Origin of the sequence: Martelella alba (assembly GCF_005217455.1) — a bacterium.
GTDB lineage: Bacteria > Pseudomonadota > Gammaproteobacteria > Enterobacterales > Enterobacteriaceae > Acerihabitans.
The window spans coordinates 67,091-83,858 of record NZ_SZPQ01000024.1 but is presented as its reverse complement, the minus strand read 5'-3'; the positions used below and the strand labels follow the sequence as shown (position 1 = coordinate 83,858).

The 16,768-nt window shown below is 58.9% G+C and carries 14 protein-coding genes; 7 read left to right on the top strand and 7 right to left on the bottom strand.

The window, feature by feature from the left end; translation table 11 throughout:
- Positions 1 to 25 precede the first annotated feature (25 nt).
- Positions 26 to 418 (top strand): nuclear transport factor 2 family protein, encoded by a 393-nt coding sequence (locus FCN80_RS16470; RefSeq protein WP_136991265.1) that lies wholly within the window; start codon positions 26 to 28, stop codon positions 416 to 418.
- A 183-nt stretch (positions 419 to 601) separates the two neighbouring features.
- Here the strand turns inward: FCN80_RS16470 and rpoD are convergent, their stop codons facing one another.
- From rpoD to FCN80_RS27250, 4 genes are all read right to left on the bottom strand, one after another.
- Entirely contained in the window at positions 602 to 2,446 is a 1,845-nt protein-coding gene (rpoD, locus tag FCN80_RS16465; RefSeq protein WP_136991264.1) for an RNA polymerase sigma factor RpoD, read from the bottom strand.
- Positions 2,447 to 2,596: 150 nt separating this feature from the next.
- Positions 2,597 to 4,345, bottom strand: coding sequence for a DNA primase (gene dnaG / locus FCN80_RS16460; protein ID WP_136991263.1), 1,749 nt, complete (start codon positions 4,343 to 4,345; stop codon positions 2,597 to 2,599).
- Positions 4,346 to 4,545: 200 nt separating this feature from the next.
- Complete coding sequence (gene rpsU, locus FCN80_RS16455; protein ID WP_001144069.1) at positions 4,546 to 4,761, bottom strand: 30S ribosomal protein S21; 216 nt, start codon at positions 4,759 to 4,761, stop codon at positions 4,546 to 4,548.
- A 7-nt stretch (positions 4,762 to 4,768) separates the two neighbouring features.
- Complete coding sequence (locus tag FCN80_RS27250) at positions 4,769 to 4,900, bottom strand: hypothetical protein (RefSeq protein WP_306767887.1); 132 nt, start codon at positions 4,898 to 4,900, stop codon at positions 4,769 to 4,771.
- A 262-nt stretch (positions 4,901 to 5,162) separates the two neighbouring features.
- On the opposite strand from FCN80_RS27250, the gene tsaD reads away from it, so the two are divergent.
- Positions 5,163 to 6,176 (top strand): tRNA (adenosine(37)-N6)-threonylcarbamoyltransferase complex transferase subunit TsaD, encoded by a 1,014-nt coding sequence (gene tsaD / locus FCN80_RS16450; RefSeq protein WP_136991281.1) that lies wholly within the window; start codon positions 5,163 to 5,165, stop codon positions 6,174 to 6,176.
- Between the two features lie 136 nt (positions 6,177 to 6,312).
- Here the strand turns inward: tsaD and plsY are convergent, their stop codons facing one another.
- Positions 6,313 to 6,942, bottom strand: coding sequence for a glycerol-3-phosphate 1-O-acyltransferase PlsY (plsY, locus tag FCN80_RS16445; protein ID WP_136991262.1), 630 nt, complete (start codon positions 6,940 to 6,942; stop codon positions 6,313 to 6,315).
- A gap of 216 nt (positions 6,943 to 7,158) precedes the next feature.
- Here plsY and folB point away from each other — a divergent pair, with 216 nt between their 5' ends.
- A complete protein-coding gene (gene folB, locus FCN80_RS16440) occupies positions 7,159 to 7,509 on the top strand; it encodes a bifunctional dihydroneopterin aldolase/7,8-dihydroneopterin epimerase (RefSeq protein ID WP_136991261.1) in 351 nt (116 codons plus the stop codon).
- 162 nt (positions 7,510 to 7,671) lie between these two features.
- A complete protein-coding gene (gene bacA, locus FCN80_RS16435) occupies positions 7,672 to 8,490 on the top strand; it encodes an undecaprenyl-diphosphate phosphatase (protein ID WP_136991260.1) in 819 nt (272 codons plus the stop codon).
- A 59-nt stretch (positions 8,491 to 8,549) separates the two neighbouring features.
- On the opposite strand, the gene FCN80_RS16430 is transcribed toward bacA, so the two are convergent.
- Entirely contained in the window at positions 8,550 to 9,803 is a 1,254-nt protein-coding gene (locus tag FCN80_RS16430) for a multifunctional CCA addition/repair protein (RefSeq protein ID WP_136991259.1), read from the bottom strand.
- Between the two features lie 117 nt (positions 9,804 to 9,920).
- Positions 9,921 to 10,541 carry a TIGR04211 family SH3 domain-containing protein gene (locus FCN80_RS16425; protein ID WP_136991258.1) on the bottom strand — a complete coding sequence of 207 codons (621 nt, stop codon included), beginning with the start codon at positions 10,539 to 10,541 and terminating at the stop codon, positions 9,921 to 9,923.
- Between the two features lie 397 nt (positions 10,542 to 10,938).
- Between FCN80_RS16425 and FCN80_RS16420 the strand changes: the two genes are divergently transcribed.
- The 3 genes from FCN80_RS16420 (at position 10,939) to hldE (ending at position 16,733) form a co-directional block, all read left to right on the top strand.
- Positions 10,939 to 12,258 (top strand): CYTH domain-containing protein, encoded by a 1,320-nt coding sequence (locus tag FCN80_RS16420; RefSeq protein WP_136991257.1) that lies wholly within the window; start codon positions 10,939 to 10,941, stop codon positions 12,256 to 12,258.
- A 106-nt stretch (positions 12,259 to 12,364) separates the two neighbouring features.
- Complete coding sequence (glnE, locus tag FCN80_RS16415; protein WP_136991256.1) at positions 12,365 to 15,187, top strand: bifunctional [glutamate--ammonia ligase]-adenylyl-L-tyrosine phosphorylase/[glutamate--ammonia-ligase] adenylyltransferase; 2,823 nt, start codon at positions 12,365 to 12,367, stop codon at positions 15,185 to 15,187.
- A gap of 112 nt (positions 15,188 to 15,299) precedes the next feature.
- Positions 15,300 to 16,733, top strand: a complete 1,434-nt coding sequence (gene hldE, locus FCN80_RS16410) for a bifunctional D-glycero-beta-D-manno-heptose-7-phosphate kinase/D-glycero-beta-D-manno-heptose 1-phosphate adenylyltransferase HldE (RefSeq protein WP_136991255.1) — start codon at positions 15,300 to 15,302, stop codon at positions 16,731 to 16,733.
- Positions 16,734 to 16,768 lie beyond the last annotated feature (35 nt).

The window sequence follows — 16,768 nt, the reverse complement described above, 5'->3', positions numbered from 1 at the left end:
GTCCGTAATTCTATCGGAGAATCTCATGCCAATTCAATCTTCTCTTCCCTTTTGGTTCGCCCAAGCCGTTGAGGCACTGCAGGCCGGCGATGTCGACGGGTGGATGGCCATTTATGCGCCCGACGCCGTTCATGAATTCCCATTTGCGCCACAAGGCGCCGTACGGCGTCTTGCGGGCCGTGACGCTATCGCGGCGTATATGCGTCAACTGCCGGGTTTTATCCGTTTCGGAACCCTTGACAACGTTCGGGTGCGGGAGTCGGGGGACGAACTTATTATTGAGGCCGAAGGCCATCATCGACGTGTCTCGGATAATGCGCCGAGGGATCTTGGTTATATCTGGTTTATCACGCGGCGCGCGGGTTTGGTCACGCAATTTCGCGATTACATGAACCCACTGCAACTTTCGGCGCTGTAGCTTCGCCGTGTCGCCCGTCGCCGCGCATCATCACCGTCCGCCAGCAAAGGCCGTTGCGGAAAGGTTCACCGTCACCGGTGATAGTGGAAAATGGCGGATGCCGGGCCGCCCATAAAAAACCCGCCGGTAGAGGGCGGGTTTTCAGGCTGGCGTCTGGGCCATGTCTTCGCGGGGCGTGTCCCGTCAGTCGTCCAAGAAGCTGCGCAGCACTTCGGAACGGCTGGGGTGGCGTAGCTTACGCAGCGCTTTGGCCTCGATCTGCCGGATACGTTCGCGGGTAACATCGAACTGTTTACCCACTTCTTCCAGCGTATGGTCGGTATTCATATCGATACCGAAGCGCATACGCAGTACTTTCGCCTCGCGGGCGGTCAAACCGGCCAGTACGTCGTGGGTCGCCGAACGCAGACTTTCCGAGGTGGCGGAATCCAGCGGCAACTCGAGGGTGGTATCCTCGATAAAATCCCCCAGATGCGAATCTTCGTCGTCGCCGATGGGCGTCTCCATGGAAATCGGTTCTTTGGCGATCTTCAACACCTTGCGGATTTTGTCCTCCGGCATCAGCATTCGTTCCGCCAGTTCTTCCGGGGTGGGTTCGCGGCCCATTTCCTGCAACATCTGCCGGGAGATGCGGTTGAGTTTGTTGATAGTCTCAATCATATGCACCGGAATACGGATGGTGCGCGCCTGATCGGCGATGGAGCGAGTGATCGCCTGCCGGATCCACCAGGTGGCGTAGGTTGAGAACTTGTAGCCGCGGCGATATTCAAACTTGTCCACCGCCTTCATCAGGCCGATATTGCCTTCCTGGATGAGATCCAGGAATTGCAGGCCGCGATTGGTGTATTTCTTGGCGATGGAAATCACCAGCCGCAGGTTGGCCTCAACCATTTCTTTCTTGGCGCGGCGGGCCTTGGCTTCGCCGATGGACATCCGGCGGTTGATGTCCTTGACCTGTTCAATGGTCAGGCCGGTTTCTTCTTCTATTTGCCGCAGCTTCTGCAAATTGCGATGCACGTCTTCATCCACATCGCGCAGTTTTTCCGACCAGGGCTTATTCATGGCCAGCGCGGCCTTGAACCAGGCTTCGCTGGTCTCGTTGCCGGCGAACAGGGTGACGAAATTCTTCTTCGGCATCTTGCAGATTTCAACGCACAGCTTCATGATCAGCCGTTCCTGGGTACGCACGCGATCCATCATGGAACGCATGTTGTTGACCAGGTAGTCGAATTGCTTCGGCACCAGCCTGAATTGCTTGAACACGTCCGAGAGCTTCAGGATTTCTTCCGTGGCGCGGGCATGGTTGCGGCCGTGGGTCTTGATGACGTTGCGGGTGGTCTCGTATTGCTCGCGCAGCTCAACGAATTTCTGGCGGGCGAGTTCGGGATCAATGCTGTTGTCTTCGTCGGTGCTGTCCTCGTCGTCTTCATCCTCGTCGTCGTTGTCGTCGGCCAGTTCTTCAGAAGACAATTCGGAGCCGATATGGGTGGCGGTGGGCGCCATGTCTTCTTCGGCGTTGGGATCGACAAAACCGGTAATCAGATCCGACAGCCGGGCTTCGCCCGCTTCGACGCGATCGTATTGCTCCAGCAGATAAGTGATCGCTTCGGGGTACTCCGCCACGGAGCATTGCACCTGGTTGATCCCGTCCTCGATACGCTTGGCGATATCGATTTCACCTTCGCGGGTCAACAGTTCCACCGTACCCATTTCGCGCATGTACATTCGCACGGGATCGGTGGTGCGTCCAATTTCCGATTCAACGCTGGAAAGCACCTGCGCGGCCGCTTCCGCGGCATCCTCATCGGTATCGGATGTCGTTTCCGCCAACAGGAGATCATCGGCATCCGGCGCTTCTTCCATCACCTGGATGCCCATGTCATTTATCATCTGGATGATGTCTTCGATCTGGTCGGAGTCGACGATATCCTCCGGCAGATGGTCATTGACCTCGGCGAAGGTCAAATAGCCTTGCTCCTTACCACGAGTGACAAGTAGCTTGAGCTGTGACTGCGGGTTTTGCTCCATAAGACGGTATCCACACTTCAGAGTAATTTCGGTGTTGGTCGGTGAAATCTCATCACCAACGAGATATCAGGCTTTTTTTTATCGCCGCAGCCTCATACGGCATCGCACAGGGCGTTACCCTGCCGGTATCAGGCACTTAAGCCTCTGGGTTCATTTTTTTTTGGCCAACGCTTGCTGAAGCGACCAAAGCTCTTTACGCTCTTCGGCGGTTAATCGATGCGTTCTGTCGCGGGCGATTAACACTTCCTGGCGCTGTTCAAGTATGGAGTCGTACAGACTCGCCAGGGTATCGATAAACATCGCTTCGACCATCTCATCAGAGATCATGTGGTTCCACGTGGCCAGAGTTTCAAGCTGTCGGCCGTATTTATTCTCCCGATACACCTCGAGCAATTGACCGGTGGTGATGCCCGGCTGCGCCTGGCAGGTCCGCACCAGTTCGATAAATAACGGCACGCCCGGCTGATTCGCCTGCTCTAATCCCTGTATTGACGGGATGAGGGCGCACAGGCGCGGGTATTGCACCAATAATCCTATAAGTATACGCAGGGTTGTGCGTTTTATCCGGGGTTGCGGCGAAATATTTGTCGTGTTCCCCTGTTGCGGCAATAGCTTATCAAGCTGGCTGTCATCCAGAATACCCAATTTATTGCCTAACTGCTGACGCAGATACATACGCAACGTTTCGCCCGGTACCTGGCCGATAAGCGGCAACGCCAGCGTACTTAATTTGGCGCGTCCGTCCGGCGTGCTCAAATCGACCTGCGGCAGCAGGGTATCGAACAAAAACGCCGACAACGGCTGCGCCTGCTCAATAAGTTCCTCAAAGGCCGTTTTGCCGATTTGACGCACCAGAGTATCCGGATCCTCGGTTTCCGGCAGAAACATAAACTTCAACTGGCGGCCGTCATTAAGATAGGGCAGCGCCGTTTCCAGGGCGCGCCATGCCGCTTCCCGGCCGGCCCGGTCTCCGTCATAACAGCAAATCACCTGATCGGTGGCGCGGAACAGCAACTGAATGTGCTCGGCGGTAGTGGAGGTGCCAAGGGACGCGACCGCGTAATCAATGCCGAACTGCGCCAGCGCCACCACGTCCATATAGCCTTCCACCACCAGCAAACGCGTCGGCGACGGGTGCTTTTGTTGCGCTTCATAAAGGCCGTAAAGCTGTCGCCCTTTATGAAAAATTTCCGTTTCAGGCGAATTCAGATACTTGGGCTGGCCTTCGCCCAGAATCCGCCCACCGAAAGCGATGACACGGCCGCGTCTGTCGCGAATGGGGAACATGACCCTGTCGCGGAAGCGATCGTAGGCCCGGCCCTGTTCGTTAGTCACCAGCATCCCGGCATCGTTCAATGCGCCGCGCGCTTCCGGCGTCCGGCCAAACCTTCCCATGACCGCATCCCAGCCCGCCGGGGCATAACCGATGGCGAAGCGGTCGATCACGTCGGCGCTAAGGCCCCGCTTGTCCAGGTATCGCCGGGCGGAGGCCGCGGAATTTTGTCCCAGCGCCTGGGCATAAAAATCACTCAGTTGCGCCATGACCTGATAAAGGCTTTGACGCTGATGGCGTTCCTGCTGGTTGGGACCGGCGCCCGATTCATAGGGCACTTCCAGGCCGTGCATGGTCGCCAGTTCCTCAATGGACTCGACGAAATCCAGCCGGTCGTAGTTCATCAAAAAATCAATGGCGTTGCCGTGGGCGCCGCAACCGAAACAATGATAGAACTGCTTTTCGCCATTAACGGTAAACGACGGGGTCTTTTCATGGTGGAACGGGCAACACGCGTGGTAATTTTTGCCTTGCTTTTTCAGCTTCACCCGGGCATCGATTAAATCGATGATGTCGGTGCGCGCCAGCAAGTCATTGATAAATACGCGTGGGATTCGTCCAGCCATAAGCCCTGATCGTTAGCCTGTGAACGAGAACAAGCCGTGTAACCCTTCCGGATCCCACGGCCTTCATGTAACTGCTAAGTCTGCGGATTAATCACGCGATTGGGGAAATCACCCCGATATACTCGCTATACTTCACGTTGCTCTTTGTCGGCTGCGCTCGCTTGCCGCCGTGACACAACTTGGCGTATTCAGCGTATATTTTAATACAGACGAGTGCGGCGTGCGTTTTCGCGAGCCAGTTTTTTTGCATGACGTTTAACGGCGGACGCTTTGGCGCGTTTGCGTTCGGTAGTCGGTTTTTCATAGAACTCGCGACGACGAACTTCGGCCAGAACACCTGCTTTTTCACAGGAACGTTTAAAGCGACGCAGTGCTACGTCGAACGGCTCGTTTTCACGTACTTTAATTACCGGCATGTAACTCTCACCTCAATGGAATTCGGTTTTGTTGCTGGCCTGCTGCCAGCCATTTCAAAATGGTGCGGAATTTTACTTCAAGCATGACCATTTTGTAAAGCGCCGCGGCGAGGATCTCGGCGGCGAGCGGCCGGATCACCCCGCGGGCGTTCCGTGGATGGAGCGAATTATAGCCGATTTTGACTGAAAAAGCCGCATTGTATTGATTATGGCAATCAAAAAACCCTCTTCAAATGGTGAAAACTTTGAAAAGATCCTGTGAAATGATCCGGGATCCTGTGGTATTTGGGCATGACGGCCGATACAACACCGGATTTTTCGCCGTCGGATGCCGCGGCGGCGTCTTCGGCCGCAGACTGTGATAGACTGTGCGCCGCGCGAAATGATGTCAGGTAATGAAGATGCGGGTATTGGGTATTGAAACATCCTGTGATGAAACCGGGGTGGCGATCTACGACGACCAGGCCGGTTTGCTGGCCAACCAGCTTTACAGCCAGGTCAAACTGCACGCCGATTACGGCGGCGTGGTGCCGGAACTGGCGTCGAGAGACCATGTGCGCAAGACCGCGCCGCTGATCCAGGCGGCGTTGCGGGAGGCCGGCCTGGGCGCGGAGGATATCGACGGCGTGGCTTATACCGCCGGTCCGGGCCTGGTGGGCGCGTTAATGGTGGGCGCCACCATCGGCCGCGCCCTGGCCTATGCCTGGCGGGTGCCGGCCGTTGCGGTGCACCATATGGAAGGTCATTTGCTGGCGCCCATGCTGGAGGATAACCCGCCGGCGTTTCCTTTCGTGGCGTTGCTGGTGTCCGGCGGCCACACCCAGTTAATCAGCGTGGCCGGCATCGGCCGTTATACCTTGCTTGGCGAATCCATTGACGATGCCGCCGGCGAGGCGTTTGATAAGACCGCCAAGCTGCTGGGACTGGATTACCCCGGCGGGCCGCTGTTGTCGCAACTGGCCGGCCAGGGCACGCCGGGGCGGTTTGTCTTTCCCCGCCCCATGACCGACCGGCCCGGCTTGGATTTCAGTTTTTCCGGGCTGAAGACGTTTGCCGCCAATACCATTCGCGAAAACGGCCAAGACGCCAAGACGCGGGCGGATATCGCCCGCGCTTTCGAAGACGCGGTGGTGGATACGCTGCTTATCAAATGCCGGCGCGCGCTGGAGCACACCGGTTTGCGCCGGTTGGTGATAGCCGGCGGCGTCAGCGCCAACCGGACATTGCGCCAGCGTCTAACGGACTTGATGCGGGAGCGGGGCGGTCAGGTATTTTACGCGCGGCCGGCCTTTTGCACCGATAATGGCGCCATGATCGCCTATGCCGGCCTGGTACGTTTGCAAACTGGCGTGGTGGACGATTTGGGCGTAACGGTGCGCCCGCGCTGGCCCCTGGCGGAGTTGCCGGCGCTTTAGTCGCCGGGCGCGGCCCCGGACCTGGCGGGACGGCGGCGGGGGTGTTTCCGGCGTCGGTCGCGTCGCGGTCAATCCACCGGCGCGGCGGGCATGGCTGAATAAGCCGCGCGGGTAAGGCCAAGGCCGGCGGAGCTGATTATTCCTTCGGATGCTGCCGGTCGATTGCCCGATCTTTTTCCCGTTTGCGCCACAGCCGGCTTTCCTGGCCGCGCCACAGGCGCTGGATATTGTCGTGATGGCGCAACAGCACCAGGCAGGAGAGCATCGCCACCGGAAAGGTGAATTGCGGTTTAAACCACCAGACATAGAAGGGCGCAATCAGCGCGCTGATGATGGCGCCAAGGGACGAGTAGCCGCTTAGCAGCGCGGTCAGCAGCCAGGTGCCGGCCATCAGTCCCGTCAGGTCCCAGCCGATGGGCGCGATGGCGCCGAATGCCGTGGCGACCCCTTTCCCGCCCTTGAAGCGAAAAAATACCGGATAGATATGGCCGACACAGGCGGCGATGGCCACCAGACCAAGGTAAAAAGGCGTGACGCCCCAGCGGTACGCCAGCCATACCGGCAGCATGCCCTTGATGATATCGAATATCAATACGCCGGCCGCCGCCGCCTTGCCGCCCACCCGCAAAACATTGGTGGCCCCGGGATTGCCGGAACCGTGAGCGCGGGGGTCGGGCAGGCCGGCGACCTTGCAGATTAGGATTGCGCTTGAAATCGAGCCGCACAGATAGGCGAAGATGATCATGCCAACCGCTAGAGCATTCATAGTCAAGTTCCATCCCGTAGTGATCAATGATCGTTTTTGTGGTCAATACCCGTCATACTTCACGTTGCCGTTTAACCGCGCTTTACCAGCGTTATTGACGAATTTGTTACTCACTTGCCGCCGTGGCGCCACGCGAATTATATTGGGTCTCGCTGTGGATAATACGCATATTCCGTGCTAAGTGGTATCCGACATCCACAAAAACCGAGTAAGACAATGGATATTGTATTTATAAAAGGCCTGACCGTCATGGCGGTGATAGGCGTATACGACTGGGAACAGAACCGGCGGCAAAAACTGGTTTTCGATATCGAGATGGCGTGGGATAACCGCCCGGCGGCCCGCAGCGATAATGTACAGGATTGTTTAAGTTACGCTGATGTCAGCGAAGCGGTGCTCGCGCATGTTTCCTCAGGACGTTTTGCGCTGGTGGAGCGGGTCGCGGACGAGGTGGCCGACCTATTGTTGCGGCGCTTCCATAGCCCGCGGGTGCGCATCCAGGTCAGTAAGCCGGGGGCGGTGCCCCAGGCGGAAACCGTCGGCGTGATCATCGAGCGGGCTCGCTGAAAAGTCTGAAAAGTCGGGTACCTTAAGTTAAATTTCATGCAACAGTAAACGTAATACCGTATCGTTAGTCTCATTTTCCGAACGACACAGCGGCAAGAGTCGAATAAAAACGGCCGCTTCTTTTTTGTCCGGATGATCCGGTGGTTAAGGGGACATTGTTGTATGGCAAACCTGCATGATTTGCTTGTGGCGTTTATTCTGGGTGTGGTCGAGGGATTGACGGAATTTTTACCGGTGTCCTCAACAGGGCATATGATACTGGCGGGGACGTTACTGGGTTTCACCGACGACCGGGCGAAAACCTTTGAGGTTATCATTCAGCTCGGATCGATTCTGGCGGTGGTGGTCATGTTCTGGCGCCGTCTGTTCGGCCTTATCGGCATCCATTTCGGCGAAGTGGCCCATGAAGGGGTCGGCAAAGGACGGCTTACCCTCATGCATATCATTCTCGGCATGATCCCGGCGGTGATCCTCGGGGGCCTGTTGCATGAGCAAATCAAAGCGCTGTTCGAAGCCAAGTATGTCATGTACGCGCTGGTGGCGGGCGGCGTGCTGCTGCTGGCCGGCGAGTGGCTCAGGCCGAAAACCCCGCGCGCGCCCGGCATCGATGATATCACCTATTTGCAGGCGTTCCTGATAGGCTGTTTCCAGTGTTTGGCGCTGTGGCCGGGTTTTTCCCGTTCCGGCGCCACTATCAGCGGCGGGCTTCTGATGGGGGTCAGCCGCTATGCGGCGTCGGAATATTCCTTTATCCTGGCGGTGCCGATGATGATTGGCGCGACGATAGTGGATCTGTATAAAAGCCTGCCGTTTCTGTCCTGGCGGGATTTCCCCCTGTTCGCGGTGGGATTTGTTACGGCGTTTATCGTGGCGTTGCTGGCCATCAAGTTTTTCCTGCAAATTATCAAACACATCTCCTTCGTGCCCTTCGCCATTTATCGTTTTATCCTGGCGGCGGTGGTTTACTGGGTGTTGATGTAAACCCCGGGGTTTCGCCCGTGGCGGCCGTTGACATCGTTAACGGCCGCGGCGAACCGGATTCAGTCCTCGATAGCCGGCGTCGGCATGTTCTCCCGTTGCTGTTTCCAGCGTGTCAGCGCCCGTTGCCGGCGCTGGCGGATTTCCTCGCCGATGCCGGCGCCGGTGAAGCCGGCGTCGATCACTTCGCGGTTGCCGACCGCGGCGGCCACCTGAAAGGCTTCGCGCAGGTAGTCGCCTTGCGGGTAAGGGCTGTTTTCAAAACCGGTACGGCCCCGGGCATCGGCCTCGCTGGCGATGATAAGCTGTTCCAGGCGTTCCGGTTTGCGCCATACGTCGATAACGGCGAACAATTTCATCAAGGTTTTGGGCGTCAGGCGTTCCACGGTGTGAATCAAATCGTGGTATTCGGCCACCACGCGCGCCAGATCGCGCACCGGGTTCGGCACCCTCAGGCGGGCGCACAGGGCATCCACCAGTTTGACGCCGGCCGGGCCGTGTCCGTGATGATGCGGCCACTGTTCGCGCGGCGTCAGTCCCTTGCCCAGATCGTGGCAGAGGGTGGCGAAGCGCACGCTCACCTCATTGGTAAGCCGGGCCGCCATGGACAAGGTCAGCAACGTATGGATGCCGGTATCGATTTCCGGGTGCCACTTGGCCGGCGCCGGCACGCCGAACAAGGCGTCGATTTCAGGAAACAGCGACGCCAGCGCCCCGCAATCGCGCAAAACCTGAAAATAGACTTGCGGATTGCGGGTCGCCAGCGCTTTTTCCGTTTCCTTCCAAACCCGTTCCGGCGAGATCAACGGCAATTCGCCATCCCCGGTTATCTGGCGCATCAGATCAAGGGTTTCCGGGGCGACGCGGAAATTCAGATGGGCGAAGCGGGCGGCGAAGCGGGCCACGCGCAGTACGCGCAGCGGATCTTCGGTAAAGGCCGCCGACACATGGCGTAACAGCCGTTGTTCGATATCCCTTTGGCCGTGGAACGGATCGATGAGTTCGCCGTTCTCGTTTTCGGCGATGGCGTTAATGGTCAGGTCGCGGCGCAGGAGATCCTGCTCCAGGGTCACATCGGGCGCCGCATAACAGGTAAAGCCGGTATACCCCTGCCCGGATTTGCGCTCGGTGCGCGCCAGGGCATGCTCTTCGCGGGTATGCGGATGCAGGAATACCGGAAAATCCCTGCCGACCTGTTGATATCCCTTAGCCAGCAGATCCTCGGACGTCGCGCCCACCACCACCCAATCTTTTTCCCGCACCGGGATATGCAATAACCTGTCGCGAACAGCGCCGCCGACCAAATATTTTTTCACCTTCAACTCCTGAGCTTGTCGGTTTTGCCATCATATCTTAAGTGTAGTCCCGCGCGTCATAGTGATTGGCATCCTCAATGCGACGGCGATCGCGGGAACGGAAAAAGCCGCGCCGGATCAGTTCATCCAGCGATTGTCCCTCTTTCGGCGAGGAAGGATATGGGGAAGCAGCAGGCCCAGCAACAGGCCGATTCCGGCCACGCCGCCGCCATACAGGAACCATTGCATAATTATGGCGCGCTGTTTGTCGTCCAACTGGATTTCCAGGGCGTTTGTCCGGCTTTTGGCCGTCGCCAACTGGCTTTTCAACGCGTCGTTTTCGCCGCGCAACTGCTCTAGCTGGCTGTCGCTTTCGCTGGCTTTTCGCTGCATGTCGGCGGTACGCTGTTTCCAGTCGGCGTCAATGGTCGAGAGCTTCTGGGTCAGGTTTTGCACCTGTTGTTGCAATGTGGGCACCTGGGTGCGCAGGCTGGGGTCCTTACTGAGCTGATTAAGGGGTATCCAGGCCGTGCGGCCCCGGGCATCGCGAATCTGGCCGTAGTCGGTGTCGTTATTGACGTTAAGCAGGGTCACTTCGTCGCCGGCATTCAGCGTGCCGACAATCCGGTACTGGTTGCCCGGTCCGCTGTGAATGTAAGTCGACAAATCATCGGAGATATAGCGTTGCTCATCGGCATGTGTACTGGCGGCGAAGCTGAGACTCCATAACGCGAAGCAAATATGGCGTAATTTGTACATAGTTCCGTCGTTTTTTGGCAAATGTGGGTCGATAGTAGAGGCTTAAGTGTGACGACGCAATGCGTAAACCAAAATGAGAACTGTCTTACTCTCCCGCGCGTGGGAAATGCGCCGGGCGGCCATCGCCGTCCGGCGATGATTGTGTGAAAGCGACTCGCGGGTTAGCGGGGATTTCGTCCCTTTGGCCGGCGTTGTCTGGTCAGGGCAACAAAATTGATAATTATATTGATGATATGGATGCGATTTTGACATAATTTGGCACGTAAAATAGCACTGTGCTTGTCCGTTCTATCCAGTAAGGTGATGACAACGCGTTTATCCGTAACGTTTTGGGGCATCATCGCGTTGGCGCGGCGATGCGGAACGTTATTGTTCAACTATCGGTGTGGCCGAACCTATGAGTGAAGAAATAGAAATAAAATTCATCGTTCATCCCAATGCGGTCGCTTCGTTGCCCGGCAGGATTTCTTCAGGGGAAAATACGCATACCGCGCCGCAGCGGCTTATCAATATCTATTATGACACCGTCGGCCTTGATCTGCGCCGCCACGGTATCGGCCTGCGCGTGCGCGGCAACAACGGGCGCTACGAGATGACCGCCAAAACCGCCGGGCAGGTGGTCGGCGGGTTGCATCAACACCCGGAATACACTATTCCGCTACCCGGCCCGGAGGCGGATCTGTCGCTGTTCCCCCCTGATATCTGGCCGGCGGGCGTTGATAGCGCCGCGTTGCAGCAAGGGATACGGCCCCTGTTTCGTACCGATTATCTGCGTGAGAAACGGGTGGTGTCGTTCCATGATAGCCGCATCGAGGTGGCCTTTGATCAGGGCGAAGTGGCGGCGGGAAGTTTGCGGGAGCCGATTTGCGAGCTGGAGCTCGAGTTATTGCAGGGCAATACGGCGGACCTGCTGGCTTACGCGCAGACATTAACCGACGGGGGCGGTCTGCGGCTGGGGGATCTGAGCAAGGCGGCGCGGGGCTATCATTTATCGGCAGGGAATCCTCCCCGGGAGGTGCGCGCCTTGCCGCTACTTTGTCCGCCGCCCAAGGCCGCGGTGGAGCAGGGGTTGCGCGAGGCGTTAAGCCTGGCGCTGGCCCACTGGCAGTACCATGAGGAATTGTGGTTAAACGGCGTCGCCATGGCGCGGGACGCCGTGCTCACCGCCATCACATTAATCCGCGAAACTTTCGTGGTGATGGGCACAATCATTCCCCGCAAGGCCACTACCCATCTGCGCAGCCAATTGGCCGATCTGTTCCCCCGTATCGCCCGGTCCGACGCCGATCCCGGCGCGCTGTGCTTTGAAGCCGGTTATCTGCGTTGCAAACTGGCGCTGACGTCCTGGCTGCTGTTGTCCGCCTGGCAAAATAGCCTGGATGACGACGGCCGGCGCAAGCTCAATGGCTCCTTCAAACGGTTTTCGGATGTCACGTTGTCCCGTTGCGCCGCCGAATTGCGGGTGGCTTTCGGCCGGACCTTGTCGCCGGAGGAATATAGCCAGCAATTACCCCGCCTTGAGCGGATTATCATGGCGTTTCACTTGTTGTCCGGCGCCTATCCCACCAACAAGGCGCTATCCTATATCCTGCACTGGCAGGCGTTAGAGCAGGCCATTTTGCTGCCCGGCACCAATGATGTGGAATACATGCGGCGCCAGGCGCTGTCCCAATCCGGATTCTGGCTGAGTTCCGCCCAGAAGGGCAAAAATCGCTGATTGGCGGTATGCCGACGGAAAGCGACCACCGGCCGGGCGCCACCGATGGGCGGTTTTCTGTGATCGCCGTCGGTGCGGCCGGATCTGACCTTGGGGAGAGAGAAAGATGAAATTGCCGCTACCGCCTTTGCTGCAACGACAGGCGCAGAGGGTGCTGGCCAACATGACGCCCGCGACGGCGCCGGATATTCCCGAAGCCGGCGCGGCGGCGTCCAGTGATTTTATCGCCGATGCCCTGGCCGCCCATCCCGACTGGTACGACGAAATTCGCACGCAACCTCCCCGGGCCGGTGAGTGGCGGCAATACGGCGCGCAATTGGCGCAATGTCTGGCCGATGTCACGGACGAAGCGGCATTGATGCGGGTGTTGCGGCAATTTCGCCGGCGCACGCTGGTGCGCATCGGCTGGTCGCAGGCGCTTGGCACCAGCGATACCGGGCAAACCCTGACCCAACTGAGCCATTTGGCGGAAATGCTTATTATCGCCGCGCGCGATTGGCTTTACCGGGCTTGTTGCCGCGATTGGGGCGAGCCGGCGAATGCCGCTGGCGAAGCCCAACCGTTCCTGGTGTTGGCCATGGGCAAGCTTGGCGGCGGCGAGCTGAATTTTTCCTCGGATATCGATCTTATCTTTTGCTATCCCGAAAACGGCCGGACCCGCGGCGGCCGGCGGGAGCTGGATAACGGCCAGTTTTTTACCCGCCTGGGCCAGCGGCTAATCAAGGTCTTGGATCAATCCACGGTCGACGGATTCGTCTACCGGGTGGATATGCGTTTACGTCCGTTTGGCGATAGCGGACCACTGGTGCTGAGTTTCGCCGCGCTGGAGGATTATTACCAGGAGCAGGGCCGTGATTGGGAACGCTATGCCATGGTCAAAGCCAGGTTGCTTGGCGACGAAGATACCGACTATGGCCGGGAACTGCACCGGATGCTGCGGCCTTTTGTGTTCCGGCGCTATATTGATTTCAGCGTAATCCAGTCACTGCGCAACATGAAAAATATGATTGCCCGCGAAGTGCGGCGGCGCGGACTGAAAGACAACATCAAACTCGGCGCCGGCGGGATCCGCGAGATAGAATTCATCACCCAGGTTTTCCAACTCATTCGCGGCGGCCGCGAACCGCGGCTTCGACAGCGCGCGTTAATACCCACTTTGACGGCCATAGGTGAGCTGGGCCTGCTGGCCGCCGATCAGGTGGCGCAACTGCGCAGCGCCTATCTGTACCTGCGTCGGCTGGAGAACCTGCTACAGGCCATAGGCGATGAACAAACCCAGACGCTGCCGGAAGATGACTTGAACCGAAGCCGGCTGGCTTACGGCATGGCGGCGGCCAATTGGGATAATCTCCGTCGGTCCCTGGCGGAGCACATGCGGTGCGTGCGGCAGATTTTTGATGAATTGATAGGCGACGATGCGCCGGATCCGGCAGATCCCGCCGATTATGATCGCTACGGCGCCTTGTGGTTTGATCCGGAGCCCTCGCCGGCAGCCGGCGAATCCGAAACCCTCCCGACCGGCGATAGGGCGCTGCCCGAGCAGTTGGCGGTGTTTCGCCAGGATGTGGCGAAACGGACCATCGGACCGCGCGGCCGGGAAGTGCTTGATCAGTTGATGCCTCGTCTGCTGAGTGAAATTTGCGTCCGGGCCGACGCCGTTGCCGTATTTGGCCGCCTGGCGCCGATTCTGCTGAGCATTGTCTCCCGCACCACCTATCTGGAATTGCTGGTGGAATATCCCGGCGCCCTGGGGCATTTGGTCCGGTTGTGCGCCGGATCGGAAATGATCGCCAGTCAATTGGCGTTGCATCCGCTGTTGCTGGATGAGTTGCTTGATCCGGCGACCCTGTATAATCCCCCGGCGCCGGAAGCCTACGCCGACGAATTGCGGCAATATCTGCTGCGGGTACCGGAGGATGACGATGAGCAGCAACTGGATGCGTTGCGGCAATTTAAGCAGGCGCAGTTGCTACGGATCGCCGCCGGCGATCTGAGCGGCGTGTTGCCGGTCATGCGGGTCAGCGATCATCTCACCTATCTGGCCGAGGCCATGATCGCCGCGGTGGTCCGTCAGGCGTGGCGCGCCGTAGTGGCGCGCCACGGTCGCCCGGGGCATCTCGAGGATCGGGGCGGCCAGGGGTTTGCGGTAATAGGCTACGGCAAGCTGGGCGGATGGGAACTGGGGTACGGCTCTGACCTCGACCTGGTGTTTTTGCACGATTGCCCGCCGGATGTAATGACCGACGGTCCGCGGCAAATCGACGGCCGCCAGTTCTATCTGCGTCTGGCGCAGCGGGTAATGCACCTGTTCAGCACCCGAACGGCGACCGGTATATTGTATGAAGTGGATGCGCGGCTGCGGCCGTCTGGCGCCGCCGGACTGCTGGTCAGCACGTTGTCGGCTTTTGAGGATTATCAACTGCATGAGGCCTGGACCTGGGAGCATCAGGCATTGGTCCGCGCCAGGATGGTTCAAGGCGATCCCGCGTTGCGCGCGGAATTCGATACCATCCGCCGCAAGGTATTGTGCCTTGAGCGGGATCCGGCGGCGTTGCGCGCCGAGGTCAGCGAGATGCGCGCTAAAATGCGCCGCCATTTGTCCGGGAAAATGAGCGGCATGTTCGATTTGAAGGCCGATGAGGGCGGAATAACCGATATCGAATTCCTGGCGCAGTATCTGGTGTTGCGCCACGCCGCCGCGGTGCCGGGCCTGACCCGCTGGTCGGACAATGTCCGGATCCTGGCGTTGCTGGCCGACCACGGCATCTTGCCCGGCGAGGAAGCGCAGGCGCTGAGTCGCGCCTATATCACCCTCAGAGATGAAATCCATCATCTGGCATTGCAAGCCTCGCCGGGCCTGGTGCCGGACGGACGGTTCGCCGGCGAGCGTCGGCAGGTGGGCGAAAGCTGGCGCAAATGGCTGGATTGAACGGCGGCCGCTATCGCCGCCGTTTTCCGCTGTTTCGGCGAGTGGAAAAAAGAGAAATCATCGCGTTTGTGCTACTATCCGCGCAATAACGCGTTGAGTCTGGAGTGGATGGATGAAAGTAATATTGCCTGATTTTGGCCGGGCAGGGGTACTGGTGGTCGGCGACGTGATGCTGGATCGCTATTGGTACGGCCCCACCAACCGGATTTCGCCGGAGGCGCCGGTGCCGGTGGTGAAAGTGGAGAATATCGAAGAAAGGCCCGGCGGCGCCGCCAATGTCGCCATGAACATTGCCGCGTTGGGCGCCGGTTCCCGATTGATTGGGCTGACCGGTATCGATGATGCCGCACGCGCGCTGGGCGCCAAGTTGGACGAGGTCAGCGTGACCAGCGATTTTGTCGCGGTGGCGACGCATCCCACCATCACCAAGTTGCGTATCCTGTCGCGTAATCAGCAATTGATCCGCCTGGATTTTGAACAGGGTTTTGATGGCGTGGACGCCGGTCCGATGCTCGAACGCATCCGGCAAGCGCTGCCCGCCGCCGGCGCGCTGGTGTTGTCGGACTACGCCAAAGGCGCGCTGGCCCGAGTCGAGGCCATGATATCCCTGGCTCGCGACGCCGGCGTGCCGGTATTGGTTGATCCTAAAGGCACCGATTTTTCCCGTTATCGGGGGGCGACCCTGTTAACGCCCAATCTGTCCGAGTTCGAAGCCGTGGCGGGGCATTGCCGCGACGAGAACGAGATGGTGCGGCGGGGCATGGCGCTTATCGCAGATTATGCTTTGTCGGCGTTGCTCATCACCCGTTCGGAACAGGGGATGACATTACTGCAACCGGGCAAGGATCCGCTGCATCTTCCCGCCCAGGCGCAGGAAGTCTATGACGTGACCGGCGCCGGCGATACGGTGATAGGCGTGTTGGCGGCCGCGCTGGCGGCAGGCAACTCCCTTGAAGACAGCTGTTTTCTGGCCAACGCCGCCGCCGGGGTGGTGGTGGGCAAGCTTGGGACCTCCACCGTCAGTCCGGTTGAGCTGGAAAACGCCATTCGCGGCCGGGCCGATACCGGTTTTGGCGTCATGACCGAGGCGGATTTGGCTCAGGCTGTGGCGCAGGCTCGTCGTCGCGGCGAAAAAATCGTTATGACCAACGGTATTTTCGATATTTTGCACGCCGGCCACGTGTCCTATCTGGCCAATGCCCGTCGTTTGGGCGATCGACTGATCGTGGCGGTGAACAGCGACGACTCCACCCGCCGGCTGAAAGGCGACGGCCGACCGGTGAATCCGCTGGCCCAACGGATGGTGGTGCTAAGCGCGCTGGAGGCGGTGGATTGGGTGGTGCCCTTCGAGGAGGATACGCCGCAGCGCCTGATAGCCGACATTTTGCCCGATTTGCTGGTGAAAGGCGGCGACTATCAGCCTCACGATATCGCCGGCAGTCAGGAGGTCTGGGCCAACGGCGGCGATGTGCGGGTGTTGAACTTCGAGGATGGCTGCTCCACCACTCACATCATTGATAGCATCAAAAGCGGCAAACGGGGATAAATCACCAGGGCGCCAGACAACCGGCGCGCCTCAGG

Bases quoted from the DNA above. Each gene is read 5' to 3' on its own strand.
- FCN80_RS16470 (WP_136991265.1), top strand. From the start codon at position 26: ATGCCAATTCAATCTTCTCTTCCCTTTTGGTTCGCCCAAGCCGTTGAG.
- rpoD (WP_136991264.1), bottom strand. From the start codon at position 2,446: ATGGAGCAAAACCCGCAGTCACAGCTCAAGCTACTTGTCACTCGTGGT.
- dnaG (WP_136991263.1), bottom strand. From the start codon at position 4,345: ATGGCTGGACGAATCCCACGCGTATTTATCAATGACTTGCTGGCGCGC.
- rpsU (WP_001144069.1), bottom strand. From the start codon at position 4,761: ATGCCGGTAATTAAAGTACGTGAAAACGAGCCGTTCGACGTAGCACTG.
- tsaD (WP_136991281.1), top strand. From the start codon at position 5,163: ATGCGGGTATTGGGTATTGAAACATCCTGTGATGAAACCGGGGTGGCG.
- plsY (WP_136991262.1), bottom strand. From the start codon at position 6,942: ATGAATGCTCTAGCGGTTGGCATGATCATCTTCGCCTATCTGTGCGGC.
- folB (WP_136991261.1), top strand. From the start codon at position 7,159: ATGGATATTGTATTTATAAAAGGCCTGACCGTCATGGCGGTGATAGGC.
- bacA (WP_136991260.1), top strand. From the start codon at position 7,672: ATGGCAAACCTGCATGATTTGCTTGTGGCGTTTATTCTGGGTGTGGTC.
- FCN80_RS16425 (WP_136991258.1), bottom strand. From the start codon at position 10,541: ATGTACAAATTACGCCATATTTGCTTCGCGTTATGGAGTCTCAGCTTC.
- FCN80_RS16420 (WP_136991257.1), top strand. From the start codon at position 10,939: ATGAGTGAAGAAATAGAAATAAAATTCATCGTTCATCCCAATGCGGTC.
- glnE (WP_136991256.1), top strand. From the start codon at position 12,365: ATGAAATTGCCGCTACCGCCTTTGCTGCAACGACAGGCGCAGAGGGTG.
- hldE (WP_136991255.1), top strand. From the start codon at position 15,300: ATGAAAGTAATATTGCCTGATTTTGGCCGGGCAGGGGTACTGGTGGTC.